Here is a 17247-nt window from a genome sequence, read left to right on the forward strand (position 1 = left end):
ACTGTCGGCGACTTCTGACCGCAAGCCGCCGGTACTGCACGCACCCGGGTCAGGGCGTCGGTAACGCGTCTTGGTTCAGGTAGGTCTGGGTAGCAGCTCCTTTGAGGATCAGTTGCGCCGCCTTTTCGGCGATCATCAGGGTGGGGGAACACGTATTGCCGGAAGTTATCTGCGGCATGATCGAAGCATCGGCTACACGTAGACCGGGGATGCCATGCACGCGCAGCTGGTTATCCACAACGTCCATGGCACCGTTGCCCATGCGACAGGTACCGACCGGGTGGAAGATGGTGGTGCCGATCTTGCCAGCGGCCTCGAACAGTTCTTCCTCGCTTTGCAGCGCTGGGCCCGGCAAATATTCCTTGGGCTCGAAAGCGGCGAGGGCAGGGGCCTGGACGATGCGCCGGGTCAGGCGAATGGCATCGGCAGCAACCCGCAAGTCCTGGGGAGCACTGAGGTAATTGGGATCGATCAGCGGCGTGCTGTTCATGTCGGTGCTGCAGATGTCGATGCGCCCACGGCTGGCCGGGCGCAGGTTGCACACCGAGGCAGTAAAGGCCGGGAACTGATGCAACGGCTCACCGAAGCGTTCCAGTGACAGCGGCTGTACGTGATACTGAAGGTTGGCGGTGGCCTGTTCGGGGCTTGAACGCACGAACGCGCCTAACTGGCTCGGCGCCATGGCCAGGGGCCCGCTACGGTCGTAGAGATAACGCAGGCCCATGCCCATCTTGCCCCATAGGCTGTTGGCCATCTGGTTCAAGGTGCGGGTGTTGCGGATCTGGTAGATCAGGCGCAGTTGCAGGTGGTCCTGCAAGTTGCCACCAACGCCGGGCATATCGTGGCGAACACCAATGCCCAAGCTTTCCAGCAACTGACGCGGGCCGATGCCGGAGCGCTGGAGGATGCCCGGTGAACCAACCGCCCCAGCACAGAGGATGATCTCGCGGCGCGCTGCAAACTCATGCCAGGCCCCTTGCCAGAGCGCCTTCACCGCCCTTGCGCGGGTGCTGTCGAGCAGTACCTGGTCAACCTGCACGCCAGTCAGCACGGTGAGGTTGGCGCGATCCTTGATCGGCCGCAGGAAGGCTTTGGAAGCGTTCCAACGTACACCACTGCGCTGGTTGACCTGAAAATATCCACAACCCTGGTTGTCGCCGGTGTTGAAATCCTCGACCTTGCCAATACCGCTCTGCTCGGCGGCATCACGGAAAGCATCAAGGATCGGCCAGCTGTAGCGTTGGCGCTCGACCCGCCATTCGCCCTCCGCGCCATGGTGCTCGCTGGCGCCGGCAAAGTGGTTTTCGCTGGCCTTGAACAGCGGCAACACATCTTTCCACGCCCAGCCGTCGTTGCCTTGCGCGGCCCAATGGTCATAGTCGGCGGCTTGGCCCCGCATGTAGATCATGCCGTTGATCGAAGAACAGCCACCTAGCACCTTGCCCCTTGGATAACCCAAAGCGCGACCACCGAGGCCAGGCTGTGCCTCGGTCTTGAAGCACCAGTCGGTGCGCGGGTTGCCGATGCAGTAGAGGTAACCGACGGGGATGTGGATCCAGGGATAATTGTCACGGCCACCCGCCTCCAGCAGCAGCACGCGGCAGGAAGGGTCGGCGGACAAACGATTGGCCAGCAGGCATCCGGCGGGACCGGCCCCTACCACCACGTAGTCGAAGACAGAATCGGCTGACGGCATGTGCAACCTCGCGCCTGTTTTTTATTCTTGTCCCGGTCCATCTTAGTGAGTAATTTCGTGGTGGAAACACGAGATTTCGCGCAGCCGCTGTGCGTTTTAGCACAGTGGCAAGCCTGTACCGACCTCTTCGCGGGCGCTCCCGCTCCCAACGGGACCACGTTGCCTTCAGGATGTTCAGCGCACCTGGACTGCCCGCGAAGAGGCCGGAACGAACTGCCAAAAAGGACAAGCATGTTCGACTGGAACGATCTGCGGTTTTTCCTCGAGTTGCAGCGCAGCGGCCGCCTGCTGACTGCCGCCAAGCGCCTGAACACGACCCACAGCACCGTGGCCCGGCATATCGAGAGCATCGAGCAGAGCCTGGGAACCGCGCTGTTCGTGCAGCATGCCCAGGGTTACGAGCTGACCCCCTCGGGCCAAGCCCTGCTCAAGCATGCCGAAGCCATGGAAAACGTCGCCCTGCTGGCGCAGGAAGAAATCACCCAGGCCATCACCCCGCTGGGCAAGATTCGCCTGGGGGTGACCGAAGGCATCGGCATCATGTTCTTCACCCCGCGCATGAACGCGTTGTTCGAGCGCTACCCCGGCCTGGAAGTGGAGTTGGTGGCGGTGCCGCGTTTCGTCAGCATCCTCAACCGCGAGGCAGAAATCAGCATCCATCTGGAGCGGCCCAACGCCGATCTGCTGATCACCCGCAAACTCACCGACTACCGCTTGGCGCTATACGCCAGCCAGGACTACCTGGACCGCGCGCCGCCATTGCGCCACCGCGAAGACCTGGCCCGGCACAGCTGGATCGGCTACGTCGACGATTTGCTGTTCAGCCAGGAACTGCTGTTTCTCAACAGTTTCTGCCGAGCACCCAACGTGGTGTTTCGCAGCACCAGCGTGATCGCCCAGCAAGCCGCTGCCCGCGCAGGGCTGGGCATCGCCGTGCTGCCCAATTACATGGCGCGCCACGACCCGACACTGGTGCGCGTGCTGCCGGGTGAGACCATCCAGCGCAGCTACTGGATCTGCACCCGCCGCGAGCTGCACAAGTCTGTGCGCCTGCGGGTGGTGTGGGACTACCTGCTGGCGTTGTGCGCGGCCGAACAGAGCGAGCTGCTAGCCCAGTAGCGCCTTGCCCGCCAACAACAGGGCAGCGACCCAACCTGCCACGGCAAACATCTGCTGCAGGCGCGGCCCGGCCAACCTGGCTGCCAAGGGTCGCGCCAGCAGCAGGCCGAGCACCGCGCCGACGGCAAACGGGGCGCCAACCTGCCAGTGCATGACGCCTGCAAGGCTGGCGCTGACCACACTGCCGGTAGAGACCAAGGCAATCACCGCCAGCGAGGTGGAGACGATGCTTGCCATGCGCAGGTTGGTGTAGCGGTTCAGGGCCGGGATAATGACGAACCCCCCACCCACGCCGAGCAGACCGGACAACAACCCGGACAGGGCCCCCGTGAATGCCAGTGCGCGCGCGCAGGGCAGGGTCCAGCGCAAACGCCCCTGCAGAGGGTTCAGCACACACGGCTCGATAAAGCGATGGGCGTCATGGGCTTCGCCACGCAGTTCTTTGGCCGCCTTGCGCCAGATGCGCAGGCAGGCATAAACCAGCACCCCGGCGAACGCCAACTGCAACGGTGTATTCGGCAGGCGGTGCGCCAGCATCAGCCCGAACGGCGCTGCTGCCACACCAACCAACGCAATGAACAGCGCGGCCCGATAACGCACCAGCCCTTGTCGCAAGCCCAGCACTGCGCCAACCGCCGCAGCCAAACCAACAGCCAACAGGCCGACCGGTGCCGCCTCGACCATCGATAGCCCCAGGCCGAACACCAGCAAAGGTACAGCGAGAATGCCACCGCCTGCGCCGGTCAGTGCCAGCACCGCGCCGATGATTGCGCCCAGGCCCGCTCCTAACAGTTGATGCTCGATCACTGCCCACCCTCGGCTACCAGTTGCGGGCGTGCCAACCACTCGCGCCCCTTGAGCATGCCTTGCCAGTACAACGGTGGTAGCGCCTGTGCTTTGAGCAGCCAGGCCAAGCGTGTTGGCTTGCGGCCATCCAGCAACCAATTGGGGAAGCTCGGTGCCAGTTTGCCGCCATAGGTGAACTCGGCCAAGACGATCTTGCCGCGCTCAACGGTAAGTGGGCACGAGCCATAGCCGTCGTACTGGGCCAGGGTTGCCAGCCTGCCCAGTGCCACCAGCACATTGTTGGCGACCACCGGTGCCTGCTTGCGGGCCGCCGCGGCGGTCTTGGCGTTGCTGGTGTTAGCCACGTCACCCAGGGCATGAACGTTGGTGTATTTGCGATGGCGCAGGGTATGCGGATCGACGTCGACCCAGCCGGAGCTATCGGCCAAGGGGCTTTCGCGAATGAAGTCTGGCGCCACCTGTGGTGGTACCACGTGCAGCATGTCGAAGGCCTCGATCCGCGTTTCGCTGCTGCCATCGGGCAAGGTACGCAGGAATGTAGCGCGCTTGCCCGGGCCGTCTACGGCAACTAGCCGGTGGGAGAAGTTGAGGTCGACGGCGTATTTTTCGATGTACTTCATCAGCGCGGGCACGTAGTCGGCGACACCGAACAGTACGGCACCCGCATTGTAGAAGCTGGCTTTCACCGCCCCCAAATGACCATGGCGCAGCCAGTGGTCGCAAGACAGATACAGCGCCTTCTGTGGTGCACCGGCGCACTTGATCGGCATGGGCGGCTGGCTGAACACCGCGCGTCCTTGCTTGAGCTTCTGCACCAGTTCCCAGGTATAGGGCGCCAGGTCGTAGCGATAGTTGGAGGTGACACCGTTGCGGCCCAGGGTCTCGCTAAGCCCATCGATGGCTGCCCAGTCCAGCTTGAGGCCGGGGCAGACGATCAGCTGTTCATAGCTGATGGTGCGACCATCATCGAGGATGACCAGTTGACCCAACGGGTCGAATCCCTGTACCCGCGCCTTGATCCAGCGAACACCGCGAGGAATGGTCGACGCCATGGTGCGGGCAGTGCTTGGGGCCTTGAACACACCGGCGCCGACCATGGTCCAGCCGGGTTGGTAGTAGTGCACTTCGGCAGGGTCGATCAAGGCGACGTCCAACGATGGGTCGCGGCTGATCAGACTGGAAGCAGTGGCGATACCGGCGGCACCGGCACCGACGATGACCACCTTGTGGTGGTCGGTATTGGCAGGGGACAACAAGGCAGGCATGGCGGCAAATCCTGGAAATCTGATTATGAGGGCAGGGCGGTTACAGCTTGTTCAGCGGGATCTTCAGATAGCTCACACCGTTCTCCTCCGGTGGGGGCAGTTGGCCGCTACGCATGTTCACCTGCACCGAAGGCAGGATGAGCACGGGCATTTCGAGCGTCTTGTCGCGGGCCTCGCGCATGGCTACGAAGCTGTCCTCATCGATACCCTGATGGATGTGAATGTTGTGGGCACGTTGCTCGGCGACAGTAGTGACGTACTGCATGTCGCGGCCACCCGGCAGGTAGTCGTGGCACATGAACAACCGAGTCTGGTCGGGGAAGGCCAGCAGGCGACGGATTGAGCGGTACAAGGTGCGAGCATCGGCCCCGGGAAAGTCGCAGCGGGCGGTGCCATAGTCGGGCATGAACAAGGTGTCTCCAACGAATACCGCGATCTCGCCGGCATCCTCGATCATGAAACTCATGCACGCGGGTGTGTGCCCAGGTGTGTGCAGCGCCCGAGCCTGCAGGTTGCCAATCCGGAAGCCTTCCTCGTCTTCGAGCAGCACATCGAACTGGCTGCCATCTCGGGCGAAGCCGGGCTCTGCGTTGAACAAGGCGCCAAACACTTTCTGCACCTGGGTAATGTGCGCGCCGATAGCGGTATGGCCGCCCAGCTTTTCCTTCAGATAGGCAGCGGCTGAAAGATGGTCGGCGTGTACATGGGTTTCCAGCACCCACCGCACACTGGCATTCAGCTCGTTCACACGCTCGATCAGGCGATCAGCCGAAGCGCTGCAGGTGCGTCCGGACTTGGGGTCGTAATCCAGCACGCTGTCGATCAATGCGCATTGTCGGGTTTCACGGTCCATGACCAGGTAGCTGATGGTCGAGGTCGCCTCGTCGTAAAAGGCGTCCACGTGAAGGTTGTTGCCGATGATCATCACGTTCTCCAATTTATCCGCCCCGCCTTGTACAGGCGTAGGCAGTGACAGGAGCTTTATCAAGATGCATGCCAGGCTTTTTGCCACTCACTGGCCAACAAAACCGGCCAGTTGCAGACAGTTGCCGATAAAACTGACAGCCCAGATGGCAGTCGACTGACAGCTAATGGCAGTGTTTGGCAGTCCTTGTTACCCTGCATCGGTCATCCATACGGTGCCGTCATGCCTGAAGCCCATCCCCTCATCCTAGCTCTGGTTTCCTACCTTGAGCACGATGCCCTCCCGACCATCGTGTTGGACACTGACTACAACATCCTCGCCGCCAATGCGGCCTATCGCCGTCAGTTTGGCCGGCATGATCAGGCCCCACTGGGCGAGAAGTGTCACAGGGTTTCGCATCACTACGCTGTGCCGTGCGACCAGGCTGGCGAACATTGCCCGATGCGCAAGGCGTGGAACAGCAAGGTACCGGAGCGGGTATTGCACATTCATCACACACCACGTGGCCCTGAGCATGTGGATGTCGAATTGCGGCCGATCCTGGATGAACAGGGCAACGTAGTGGCCTTTGTCGAACGCCTCACCACCATCACCCTCGCCTCGGCGCAGCCTCAGGAGCAAGGGTTGGTCGGCCGCGCGCCAACCTTCAAGGCCGCGCTGGCCAGCCTGCAGCGTGCGGCACCGGCGCAGATCCCGGTGTTGTTGCAGGGGGAGTCGGGGACCGGTAAGGAGCTGTTCGCCCGTGCAGTGCACATGGGCAGCCCCAGGGCCAACGGCCCGCTGGTAGTGGTCGACTGCACCGGCCTGACCGAGTCGTTGTTCGAGAGTGAATTATTCGGCTATGAGAAGGGCGCGTTCACCGGAGCGAATCAGCGCAAGATAGGCTTGGCCGAGGCGGCCCATGGCGGCACCCTGTTCCTCGACGAAATCGGTGAAGTGCCGCTGGCGATGCAGGTGAAGCTGCTGCGCCTGATCGAGTCCGGCAGTTTCCGTCCCGTGGGCAGCCTGCGCACTGTGCATTCGGATTTCCGCCTGATATCGGCCACCCACAAACCGCTCAAGAAAATGGTCGCGGATGGCTCTTTCCGTGAAGACCTTTACTACCGCATCAGCGGCTTCCCGATTCGTCTGCCTGCGTTACGCGAACGGGTGGAAGATCTGCCGCTGCTCGCACAGAGCCTGCTGCAGCGCATGGCCGGCCAGCCTACGCCCAGGCTGAGTGAAGACGCCTTGCAGCAACTTGCATTGCATCCGTTTCCGGGCAATATCCGCGAGCTGCGCAACATTCTGGAACGCGCGCGTTTGTTTGCCGATGACGGTGTGATCAGACCGGAGCATTTGCCGGAAGACACCGGACTGGCTGGCGCAGCTAAAGGAAGCGGCCGTCGCATTGACCTGGGTGAATTGGCGCAGGCGCTGGAGCAGTTCAAGGGGTCGCGTAGCGAACTGGCCAGCCACCTAGGCATGAGTGAACGCACGCTGTATCGCCGCTTGAAAGCGCTCGGGCTGCACTGAAAGAAAGGCAGACTTTACCGGACCTTTACCTGCGTCCTGACATTACAAGGGAAAAATCGTGGTCTGATCAGTTAACCGAATCTGGCAATCAATACGTGCCAGGCGATAACACGCAGAGGACCGCATCAAATGAAGAAAACCCTAACCGTGATCTGCGCCGCGCTCATACTCAGCGTACCGCTGGCCAGCTTCGCGCAGCCTGGCCCACCTGATCGACATGATGGCAGCCGATCGCACCAAGGCAAACCGCCACATGCTCAGCCGCACCAGCAGGGCCGCCATGACAACGGCCGCGGTCCTGCTTACCGAGATCCAAACTTCCGTCCACAGCACGGCATGCCGATACCTCATAAGCAGTGGCACTGTGGTCATGCCGTTGATCCACATTACCGTGGTGACCGTTACTGGGTAACCGACTGGAAAGCGCGCCACCTGTATGCGCCACCTCGTAATCATCGCTGGCTGTATGTGAATGGCGACTATGTGCTGGTGGCTATTGCCAGCGGTGTGATCGTGAACATTCTCACCGGCTACTGATTTTTTGCAGACACTAAAAAGCCCGCATCAGCGGGCTTCTTAGTGTCTGGCGACTTACACCTGATCAGAAGTCCAGGTTCGAGACCGACAGCGCGTTACTTTCGATGAAGTCACGACGCGGCTCGACCGCATCACCCATCAGGGTGTTGAAGATCTGGTCAGCAGCAATGGCATCTTCGATCGTGACCTTGAGCATGCGGCGAACGGTCGGGTCCATGGTGGTTTCCCACAGCTGGTCCGGGTTCATCTCACCCAGCCCTTTGTATCGCTGAATCGTATGGCGCTTGGTGGTCTCGTTCATCAGCCAATCCAGGCCCTCTTTGAACTCGACGATTGCCTTGCGACGTTCACCGCGCTGTACGTACGCACCTTCACCCAACAGGCTCGACAGCTTGGCACCAATGTTGACTACGGTACGGTAGTCATTGCTGCCGAAGAAGTCGCGGTTGAACGTGATGTAGCTGGCTAAGCCATGGGAGGTGATCTCCACTTCAGGCAGCCATACGTTGCGCTCTTTGTCTTCACGCAGGCTGGCGTTGTAAGCCAAGCCAGACTTCTGATTGGAGTTCAGACGCGCCTGGAACTGGGCCAGCCAGGCCTGCATCACAGCGTGGTCGCCCAACTGCTCCAGAGTCACCTCCGGCAGGTAGACGAAGTGCTCAGTCAGCTCTTCCGGGTACAAGCGCGACAGGCGCTTGAGGGTCTTCATGACACTACGGAACTCATTCACCAGCGCTTCCAGCTGCACACCAGAAACTGCTGGCGCGGATTCGTCCAGGTGCAGGCTGGCATCTTCCAGAGCCGACTGGGTCATGTACTCTTCCATGGCCTCATCGTCCTTGATGTACTGCTCCTGCTTGCCTCTCTTCACCTTGTACAGCGGTGGCTGGGCAATATAGATGTAGCCACGCTCGACCAGCTCCGGCAGCTGACGGAAGAAGAAGGTCAGCAGCAGCGTACGGATGTGCGAACCGTCAACGTCAGCATCGGTCATGATGATGATGTTGTGATAACGCAGTTTATCGATGTTGTACTCTTCGCGGCCGATACCACAGCCCAGCGCGGTGATCAGCGTGCCCACTTCCTGGGAAGAAATCATCTTGTCGAAGCGCGCTTTCTCGACGTTGAGAATTTTACCCTTCAGCGGCAAGATCGCCTGGGTACGACGGTTGCGGCCTTGCTTGGCCGAGCCACCCGCAGAGTCACCCTCCACCAGGTACAGTTCGGAGAGGGCAGGATCCTTCTCTTGGCAGTCCGCCAGTTTGCCCGGCAGGCCAGCGATATCCAGCGCACCTTTACGACGGGTCATCTCACGAGCTTTACGTGCAGCTTCACGGGCGCGAGCAGCGTCGATCATCTTGCCAACGACGGCCTTGGCCTCGTTCGGGTTTTCCAACAGGAAATCGGCGAAGAACTTGTTCATCTCCTGTTCCACGGCGGTTTTCACCTCCGAGGAGACCAGCTTGTCTTTGGTCTGCGAGCTGAACTTCGGATCCGGTACCTTTACCGAGATGATCGCGGTCAGGCCTTCACGGGCGTCGTCGCCAGTGGTTGCCACCTTGTTCTTCTTGGCCAGGCCTTCCTGCTCGATGTAGTTGTTAAGGCTACGGGTCAGCGAGGAACGGAAACCCACCAGGTGGGTACCGCCATCACGTTGCGGAATGTTGTTGGTGAAGCACAACAGGTTTTCGTTGAAGCTGTCGTTCCATTGCAGGGCGACTTCAACACCCACGCCATCGTCACGCTGAACGTTGAAGTGGAAAACCTGAGAGTTGACCGGCGTCTTGTTGGTGTTCAAGTACTCGACGAACGCACGCAGGCCGCCTTCGTACTTGAAGAACTCTTCCTTACCGCTGCGCTCATCCTTCAGCAGAATGCCGACGCCCGAGTTGAGGAACGACAGTTCGCGGATACGCTTGGCCAGGATGTCCCAGCTGAAGTGAATGTTCTTGAAGGTTTCAGCCGATGGCTTGAAGTGGATGTGGGTACCCGTGGTTTCACTGTCACCAACAACCGCCATAGGTGCTTGTGGAACACCGTGAACGTAAGTCTGTTCCCAGATCTTGCCGCTACGGCGAACGGTCAGAACCAGCTTTTCGGACAGGGCGTTCACAACCGACACACCTACACCGTGCAGACCGCCGGATACTTTGTAGGAGTTGTCGTCGAACTTACCGCCGGCGTGCAGCACAGTCATGATGACCTCGGCTGCGGAAACGCCTTCTTCCTTATGCACATCGACCGGAATGCCGCGCCCGTTGTCGCGCACACTGATAGATTCGTCCGGGTGGATGATGACAGTGATGTCATCGCAGTGACCGGCGAGGGCTTCGTCGATCGAGTTGTCGACCACCTCGAAGACCATGTGGTGCAGGCCACTACCATCATCGGTGTCGCCAATGTACATGCCGGGACGCTTGCGTACGGCATCCAAACCTTTCAGCACCTTGATGCTGGAGGAGTCGTACGTTTGATTTTCGCTCATGCCTTCACTCCCGATGGTCGTGGGTCTGGGTGATACGGCCTTGTTCCACGTGGAACAAAGCAACTGGCGTTTCCGTCTGCCAGCCTTCCCTCAGTAATTCGTGATCTACACAGGTGATGAACACCTGGCAGCGTAATTCTTCAAGCAAGCGGCACAGTGCGCGGCGATGCTGGTCATCCAGTTCGGACGGCAAGTCATCCACGAGATAAATACAGTGACCGCGGCGAGCCTGACTAACGAGATGGCCTTGGGCAATGCGCAATGCGCACACCACCAACTTTTGCTGACCACGCGAAAGGATGTCGGCTGCGTTGTTGCCAGCCAACCGCAAACGCAGATCAGCACGCTGCGGACCGGCTTGGGTATGGCCCATCTGCTGATCGCGAAGGAGAGAGGAGGCGAGTACTTCTTGCAGTTCGCGGTCCTTGTCCCAGCCTCGGTAGTAGCTTAGGGTCAACCCGTCCAGCTCGACCAGTTCGCTCAGGGTTCGCTCGAAGACGGGCTTCAAGGCCTTGATGTAGTTGCGACGGTATTCATCTATTTCCGCGCTAGCCAGGCACAATTCCCGGTCCCAGGCGGCTTGCGAAGCTGGGTCAAGTGTACCATGACGCAACCATGAGTTCCGCTGCCGCAGCGCCTTCTGAAGGCGTTGCCAGGCTGGCAGAAAACGAGGTTCCACGTGGAACACCCCCCAATCCAGAAACTGGCGGCGTATTTTGGGGGCACCTTCAAGCAGCCGGAAGCTGTCTGGGTTGATGAGCTGCAGCGGCAGTAACTCAGCCAATTGCGCGGCGCTGCGCGCATTCTGCCCATCGATGCGGATAGTGAACTCCCCTTGTCGCTCACGGGACACTCCTAGGTTGCTCGTGCCACCCTCCGTCAGCTGCACCTCGCCGAACACCGTACAGGCAGCTTGTTCGTACTGAATAACCGGATTCAGGCGGGTGCTGCGAAATGAACGGGCCAGGCCGAGCAAATGCACGGCTTCGAGCACGCTGGTCTTGCCGCTACCGTTGGAGCCGTAAAGGATGTTGATGCGGGGGGAGGGTAAGAGTGTCACCGGGTGCAAGTTGCGCACCGCGGTGACCATGATACGTCGAAGGGACATTTCGCCTGCTACAGGTTACAGGCGCATCGGCATGACAACGTAGGAAGAATCGTCATTGCCAGCTTCCTGCAGCAGCGCACTGCTGTTTGAGTCGGACAGGATCAGACGAACTTGCTCAGTAGTCATCACGCCCAGCACGTCCAGCAAGTAGCTGACGTTGAAACCAATTTCCAGCGAGCTACCTTCGTAGTCCACGCTGATTTCTTCTTCAGCTTCTTCCTGCTCGGGGTTATTAGCCTGGATCTTCAGTTGTCCGGCAGCCAGTTGCAGGCGAATACCACGGTACTTCTCGTTGGAGAGAATCGCAGTACGGCTGAAGGCTTCACGCAGCGCCTGGCGGTCTCCGACAACCAGCTTGTCACCGCCTTTGGGCAGTACGCGCTCGTAGTCCGGGAATTTGCCGTCCACCAGCTTGGAGGTAAAGGTGAACTCGCCAGTAGTGGCGCGAATGTGATGCTGACCCAGCACGATGCTGACCATGCCTTCTGGGTCTGTCAGCAGGCGCGCCAACTCCAGGATACCTTTACGCGGCACGATGACCTGGTGTCGATCCTCCTGCTCGATCGGCGCGCTCATCGAGCAAAGCGCCAAGCGGTGACCGTCAGTGGATACGGCGCGCAACGTGTTGCGGGAAACCTCAAGCAGCATGCCGTTAAGGTAGTAGCGCACATCCTGCTGGGCCATGGCGAAGCTGGTTCGCTCGATCAGGCGGCGCAGCTTGCTCTGCTCCAGGTTACAGGTCAGCGAACCCGGGCCTTCTTCCACAGTCGGGAAGTCGTTGGCAGGCAGGGTCGACAGGGTGAAGCGGCTGCGGCCGGCCTTTACCAACAGTTTCTGCTCATCGACCTTGATATCGATCAGGGCGTCGTTAGGCAGGCTTTTGCAGATGTCCATCAGCTTGCGCGCCGGAACAGTGATTTCGCCAGGCTCGGCCGGCTCATCCAGTTGCACGCGGCCTACGAGTTCGACTTCCAGGTCGGTACCGGTCAACGACAGTTGCTGGCCTTGTACGACCAGCAATACGTTGGACAGGACCGGCAAGGTCTGACGGCGCTCGACGACACCGGCGACCAGTTGCAGGGGTTTCAACAGGGCTTCGCGTTGAATGGTGAAATGCATGGTCTAGTCCCTTGCCTTCAATTAGCTGCGCAGACGGCCATCAGGTCGTCAGCGTCCGCAGCAGGTTCTTGTAGTCCTCGCGGATGTCCGCGTCGGATTCCTTCAGTTCATTGATTTTGCGGCAGGCGTGCAGCACGGTCGTATGGTCGCGACCACCGAACATGTCGCCGATTTCCGGCAGACTGTGGTTGGTCAACTCCTTGGACAGGGCCATGGCTACCTGACGCGGGCGCGCGACAGAACGCGAACGACGCTTGGACAACAGATCGGAGATCTTGATCTTGTAGTACTCAGCGACGGTACGCTGAATGTTATCCACACTGACCAGTTTGTCTTGCAGCGCCAACAGATCCTTGAGCGATTCACGAATCAGCTCGATGGTGATGTCACGCCCCATGAAGTGCGAGTGAGCGATAACCCGCTTCAGTGCACCTTCCAGCTCACGGACGTTGGATCGGATGCGCTGAGCGATGAAAAAGGCTGCGTCATGCGGGAGCTCGACTTTGGCCTGGTCAGCCTTCTTCATCAGGATTGCTACGCGGGTCTCCAGCTCTGGCGGCTCGACAGCCACCGTCAGCCCCCAACCAAAGCGCGACTTCAGACGCTCTTCCAGGCCTTCGATTTCCTTGGGATAGCGGTCAGAGGTAAGAATTACCTGCTGGCCACCCTCAAGCAAGGCGTTGAAGGTGTGGAAAAACTCTTCCTGCGAGCGCTCTTTGCGAGCGAAAAACTGGATATCGTCGATCAACAACGCGTCCACCGAGCGGTAGAAGCGCTTGAATTCGTTGATGGCATTGAGCTGCAACGCTTTGACCATGTCCGCGACGAAACGCTCCGAATGCAGGTACACCACCTTGGCGTTCGGGTTCTTCTTCAGCAGATGGTTACCCACAGCATGCATAAGGTGGGTTTTACCCAAACCCACGCCGCCGTAAAGGAACAGTGGGTTGTAGCCATGCTTGGGATTGTCCGCAACCTGCCAGGCAGCCGCGCGGGCGAGCTGGTTCGACTTGCCTTCGACGAAAGTGTCAAAGGTAAAGGTCCGGTTCAGGTAACTGGTGTGCTTGAGCGCACCTTCAACCTGCACGGTGCGCTGTTCAGCCCGACCACCACTGGGCGGCGCCGCAGCGGGCTCTGCCATGGCATCAAAGCTGTCACGCGAAGACGTCTCGACCAGTACAGGCTCGGCCGCGGCCACGGCAACGGGTTCAACCGCTGCTGCCGGGGCCGCCTTGTGTGCCTGGGTCTGCGCCAGCGAAGCCGCAACGGCAGCGCTGACCGGAGCGTTGGGCGCAGCCCTTGGGGCCGAGCTGCGGCGGCTACCTATTAATAAGGAAAGGGCAGGTGCAATGCCGCTACCGTTCTCCCCCAACAGCTCGAGCAAGCGACCCAGGTACTTTTCATTGACCCAATCGAGAACGAAACGGTTAGGCGCATAGACGCGCAACTCGTCGCCTTCGGCTTCGACCTGTAGCGGACGGATCCAGGTGTTGAATTGCTGGGCAGGCAGTTCATCGCGCAGAAGCTCCACGCACTGCTGCCAAAGTTCCACTGACACGGATATCCCCTGAGTTTGAAAGCCGGATGAGGCAAAAACAAACCGCCATTGTACCGGTCGAGCGTTCAGTTATCCACATGTGGACACGTTAGGAACCATGACAAAACAGCCATTTATCGACCAAAACGGCTTTCTGCCTCTGTGAATAAGACCTGTGGATAACGGACCATGAGGTCTATGCACAACCCTGGGTACCAGCCTGTTGATAACTTCACTGTGGATAAACTGCATTTTCATCCACAGCTTTCGCCCACGATGGGAACAGTCGCAGCACCGGTTCAGAACAAAGTTGTAAAACTCTGTACACCACGTAAATCATGGCCTAGCGATGGTTATCCACAGAAGGTTATCCACCTAAGATTTATAAGTTCTTCAGAAAAGCTTTTTATATGTCTCTTCTTTTTTTTCATGTTGTCCCCGATTCGTGTGTCCGATCAAGCACCCTTTGGCACGAACCAGGAGGCACCGTCCATCACAGCTCTATATGGAATGACTGGTTGGAAATTGACCTATGGGCTTGCTTTCTCTAGAATCGCCGGTCTCTTAAAAAGGGGGCCATCCCGGCCCGTCGTCGACAAACCAGGTAACACGCCATGAAACGTACTTTCCAACCAAGCACCATCAAGCGCGCCCGCACCCACGGTTTCCGTGCCCGTATGGCTACCAAGAACGGCCGTGCTGTTCTGTCGCGTCGTCGTGCCAAAGGCCGTAAGCGTCTGGCCATTTGATTTTTCGGCACAGGTGGTGAGTCAGGACTTCAGTCGGGAAAAGCGACTGCTTACACCCCGACACTTCAAAGCGGTCTTCGACTCCCCAACCGGCAAGGTTCCAGGGAAAAACCTGCTGATCCTTGCTCGCGAGAACGGCCTCGATCACCCACGCCTTGGCTTGGTAATCGGCAAGAAGAGTGTCAAGCTCGCCGTTCAACGCAACCGCCTCAAGCGCTTGATGCGCGATTCCTTTCGTCTGAACCAGCAATTGCTTGCTGGCCTGGACATCGTGATCGTCGCGCGCAAGGGATTGGGTGAGATAGAAAACCCGGAATTGCACCAACACTTTGGCAAGCTCTGGAAACGCTTGGCACGCAGCCGGCCGACACCAGCAGTCACCGCCAATTCCGCAGGGGTAGACAGCCAAGATGCGTAAACTGGCACTCGTTCCGATCCAGTTTTACCGTTACGCCATTAGTCCTCTGATGGCCAATCACTGTCGGTTTTTCCCCAGTTGCTCCTGTTACGCGTATGAAGCCATCGAAAACCATGGCATCTGGCGTGGTGGGTGGCTGGCCGTTCGTCGCCTGGGGCGTTGTCATCCGTGGAATGACGGCGGTTTCGACCCCGTTCCACCCGCTCCTTCCTCCCGAACTTCTTCGATAGCCGAGTAATCATGGATATTAAACGCACGATCCTGATCGCCGCGCTGGCAGTCGTGTCCTACGTCATGGTCCTGAAGTGGAACGATGACTACGGCCAGGCTGCCCTGCCGACTCAGAATACTGCTGCCAGCACTGTTGCTCCGGGCTTGCCCGATGGCGTGCCGGCCGGTAACAACGGTGCCAGCGCCGATGTACCGAGCGCCAACGCCGAATCGAGCCCTGCCGAACTGGCACCGGTCGCACTCAGCAAGGACCTGATCCGAGTCAAGACCGACGTTCTGGAACTGGCTATCGATCCGGTCGGTGGTGACATCGTCCAGCTGAACCTGCCGAAGTACCCACGCCGTCAAGACCACCCGAACATTCCATTCCAGTTGTTCGACAACGGTGGTGAGCGTGTTTACCTGGCACAAAGCGGTCTGACCGGCACCGACGGTCCGGATGCCCGCGCCAGCGGCCGTCCCCTGTATGCTGCCGAACAGAAGAGCTACCAGCTGGCCGACGGCCAGGAACAACTGGTGGTAGATCTGAAGTTCAGTGACAACGGCGTCAACTACATCAAGCGTTTCAGCTTCAAGCGCGGTGAGTACGACCTGAATGTCAGCTATCTGATCGACAACCAGAGCAGCCAGGCGTGGAGCGGCAACATGTTTGCCCAGCTCAAGCGTGATGCCAGCGGCGATCCGTCCTCCAGTACTGCCACCGGTACCGCTACCTACCTGGGTGCCGCCCTGTGGACAGCTTCCGAGCCTTACAAAAAGGTCTCGATGAAGGACATCGACAAAGGTAGTTTGAAAGAAAATGTGTCCGGCGGCTGGGTTGCCTGGCTGCAGCACTACTTCGTGACCGCCTGGATTCCAGCCAAGTCGGACAACAACGTTGTCCAGACCCGCAAGGATAGCCAAGGCAACTACATCATCGGCTACACCGGCCCAGTTATCAGCGTACCGGCTGGCGGCAAGGTCGAAACCAGCGCCATGCTGTACGCCGGCCCGAAGATCCAGTCCAAGCTGAAAGAGTTGTCCCCAGGCCTGGAATTGACCGTCGACTACGGCTTCCTGTGGTTTATCGCCCAGCCGATCTTCTGGCTGCTGCAACATATCCACAGCCTGCTGGGTAACTGGGGCTGGTCGATCATCGTGCTGACCATGTTGATCAAAGGCCTGTTCTTCCCGCTGTCGGCTGCCAGCTACCGCTCGATGGCCCGTATGCGTGCCGTTGCACCTAAGCTCGCCGCACTCAAGGAACGCTTCGGTGACGATCGCCAGAAGATGTCCCAGGCGATGATGGAGCTTTACAAGAAAGAGAAGATCAACCCGCTGGGCGGCTGCCTGCCGATCCTGGTGCAAATGCCGGTATTCCTGGCCCTGTACTGGGTATTGCTGGAAAGCGTGGAAATGCGCCAGGCCCCATGGATACTGTGGATTACCGACCTGTCGATCAAGGATCCGTTCTTCATCCTGCCGATCATCATGGGCGCCACCATGTTCATCCAGCAGCGCCTGAACCCGACACCGCCGGATCCGATGCAGGCCAAGGTGATGAAAATGATGCCAATCATCTTCACCTTCTTCTTCCTGTGGTTCCCTGCCGGTCTGGTGCTGTACTGGGTTGTGAACAACTGCCTGTCGATTTCGCAGCAGTGGTACATCACTCGCCGTATCGAAGCAGCTACCAAAAAAGCTGCTGCTTGACGGGCTAATACGCTAGCCTGTGAATAAAAAACGCCCCCTAGTGG

The 17247-nt window shown here is 59.3% G+C and carries 15 protein-coding genes; 7 read left to right on the top strand and 8 right to left on the bottom strand.

Annotation, left to right across the window (positions count from 1 at the left end; translation table 11 throughout):
• Nucleotides 1-49: 49 nt before the first annotated feature.
• Nucleotides 50-1696, bottom strand: coding sequence for a GMC family oxidoreductase N-terminal domain-containing protein (locus J3A98_RS24185; RefSeq protein ID WP_209969019.1), 1647 nt, complete (start codon nt 1694-1696; stop codon nt 50-52).
• Between the two features lie 231 nt (nt 1697-1927).
• Here J3A98_RS24185 and J3A98_RS24190 point away from each other — a divergent pair, with 231 nt between their 5' ends.
• A complete protein-coding gene (locus tag J3A98_RS24190) occupies nt 1928-2815 on the top strand; it encodes a LysR family transcriptional regulator (RefSeq protein ID WP_021784548.1) in 888 nt (295 codons plus the stop codon).
• Here J3A98_RS24190 and J3A98_RS24195 read toward each other — a convergent pair.
• Genes J3A98_RS24195 through J3A98_RS24205 form a run of 3 tightly spaced genes read right to left on the bottom strand, consistent with a single transcriptional unit; the run spans nt 2804 to nt 5812 of the window.
• On the bottom strand, nt 2804-3622 hold the full coding sequence (locus J3A98_RS24195) for a sulfite exporter TauE/SafE family protein (RefSeq protein ID WP_176682969.1): 819 nt from the start codon (nt 3620-3622) through the stop codon (nt 2804-2806). The genes J3A98_RS24190 and J3A98_RS24195 overlap by 12 nt on opposite strands.
• A complete protein-coding gene (locus J3A98_RS24200) occupies nt 3619-4887 on the bottom strand; it encodes an FAD/NAD(P)-binding oxidoreductase (RefSeq protein ID WP_176682968.1) in 1269 nt (422 codons plus the stop codon). Before J3A98_RS24200 ends, J3A98_RS24195 begins: the two co-directional genes overlap by 4 nt.
• A gap of 40 nt (nt 4888-4927) precedes the next feature.
• Nucleotides 4928-5812: an MBL fold metallo-hydrolase gene (locus J3A98_RS24205; RefSeq protein WP_176682967.1), complete on the bottom strand. Its 885-nt coding sequence runs from the start codon at nt 5810-5812 to the stop codon at nt 4928-4930.
• Nucleotides 5813-6034: 222 nt separating this feature from the next.
• Here J3A98_RS24205 and J3A98_RS24210 point away from each other — a divergent pair, with 222 nt between their 5' ends.
• Nucleotides 6035-7327 carry a sigma 54-interacting transcriptional regulator gene (locus J3A98_RS24210; RefSeq protein WP_209969022.1) on the top strand — a complete coding sequence of 431 codons (1293 nt, stop codon included), beginning with the start codon at nt 6035-6037 and terminating at the stop codon, nt 7325-7327.
• A 129-nt stretch (nt 7328-7456) separates the two neighbouring features.
• Nucleotides 7457-7864: an RcnB family protein gene (locus tag J3A98_RS24215; protein WP_209969025.1), complete on the top strand. Its 408-nt coding sequence runs from the start codon at nt 7457-7459 to the stop codon at nt 7862-7864.
• Nucleotides 7865-7928: 64 nt separating this feature from the next.
• Here J3A98_RS24215 and gyrB read toward each other — a convergent pair whose 3' ends face one another.
• From gyrB to dnaA, 4 genes are read right to left on the bottom strand one after another with little or no spacing between them, the layout of a single operon-like run.
• Nucleotides 7929-10349, bottom strand: a complete 2421-nt coding sequence (gene gyrB, locus J3A98_RS24220) for a DNA topoisomerase (ATP-hydrolyzing) subunit B (protein WP_103469538.1) — start codon at nt 10347-10349, stop codon at nt 7929-7931.
• A 4-nt stretch (nt 10350-10353) separates the two neighbouring features.
• A complete protein-coding gene (recF, locus tag J3A98_RS24225) occupies nt 10354-11457 on the bottom strand; it encodes a DNA replication/repair protein RecF (protein WP_011953076.1) in 1104 nt (367 codons plus the stop codon).
• A gap of 15 nt (nt 11458-11472) precedes the next feature.
• A complete protein-coding gene (gene dnaN / locus J3A98_RS24230; RefSeq protein ID WP_021785316.1) occupies nt 11473-12576 on the bottom strand; it encodes a DNA polymerase III subunit beta in 1104 nt (367 codons plus the stop codon).
• Nucleotides 12577-12616: 40 nt separating this feature from the next.
• On the bottom strand, nt 12617-14134 hold the full coding sequence (gene dnaA / locus J3A98_RS24235) for a chromosomal replication initiator protein DnaA (protein ID WP_176682963.1): 1518 nt from the start codon (nt 14132-14134) through the stop codon (nt 12617-12619).
• Nucleotides 14135-14727: 593 nt separating this feature from the next.
• On the opposite strand from dnaA, the gene rpmH reads away from it, so the two are divergent.
• Genes rpmH through yidC form a run of 4 tightly spaced genes read left to right on the top strand, consistent with a single transcriptional unit; the run spans nt 14728 to nt 17203 of the window.
• Nucleotides 14728-14862, top strand: a complete 135-nt coding sequence (gene rpmH, locus J3A98_RS24240) for a 50S ribosomal protein L34 (protein ID WP_003253163.1) — start codon at nt 14728-14730, stop codon at nt 14860-14862.
• Between the two features lie 13 nt (nt 14863-14875).
• On the top strand, nt 14876-15280 hold the full coding sequence (rnpA, locus tag J3A98_RS24245; RefSeq protein WP_003253166.1) for a ribonuclease P protein component: 405 nt from the start codon (nt 14876-14878) through the stop codon (nt 15278-15280).
• Entirely contained in the window at nt 15273-15518 is a 246-nt protein-coding gene (gene yidD / locus J3A98_RS24250) for a membrane protein insertion efficiency factor YidD (protein ID WP_003253169.1), read from the top strand. The genes rnpA and yidD overlap by 8 nt, the downstream gene beginning before the upstream one ends.
• Before the next feature lie 2 nt (nt 15519-15520).
• Nucleotides 15521-17203: a membrane protein insertase YidC gene (gene yidC / locus J3A98_RS24255; protein ID WP_176682962.1), complete on the top strand. Its 1683-nt coding sequence runs from the start codon at nt 15521-15523 to the stop codon at nt 17201-17203.
• Nucleotides 17204-17247: the final 44 nt, after the last annotated feature.

Source organism: Pseudomonas sp. BP6, assembly GCF_017875935.1.
GTDB lineage: Bacteria > Pseudomonadota > Gammaproteobacteria > Pseudomonadales > Pseudomonadaceae > Aquipseudomonas > Aquipseudomonas putida_Y.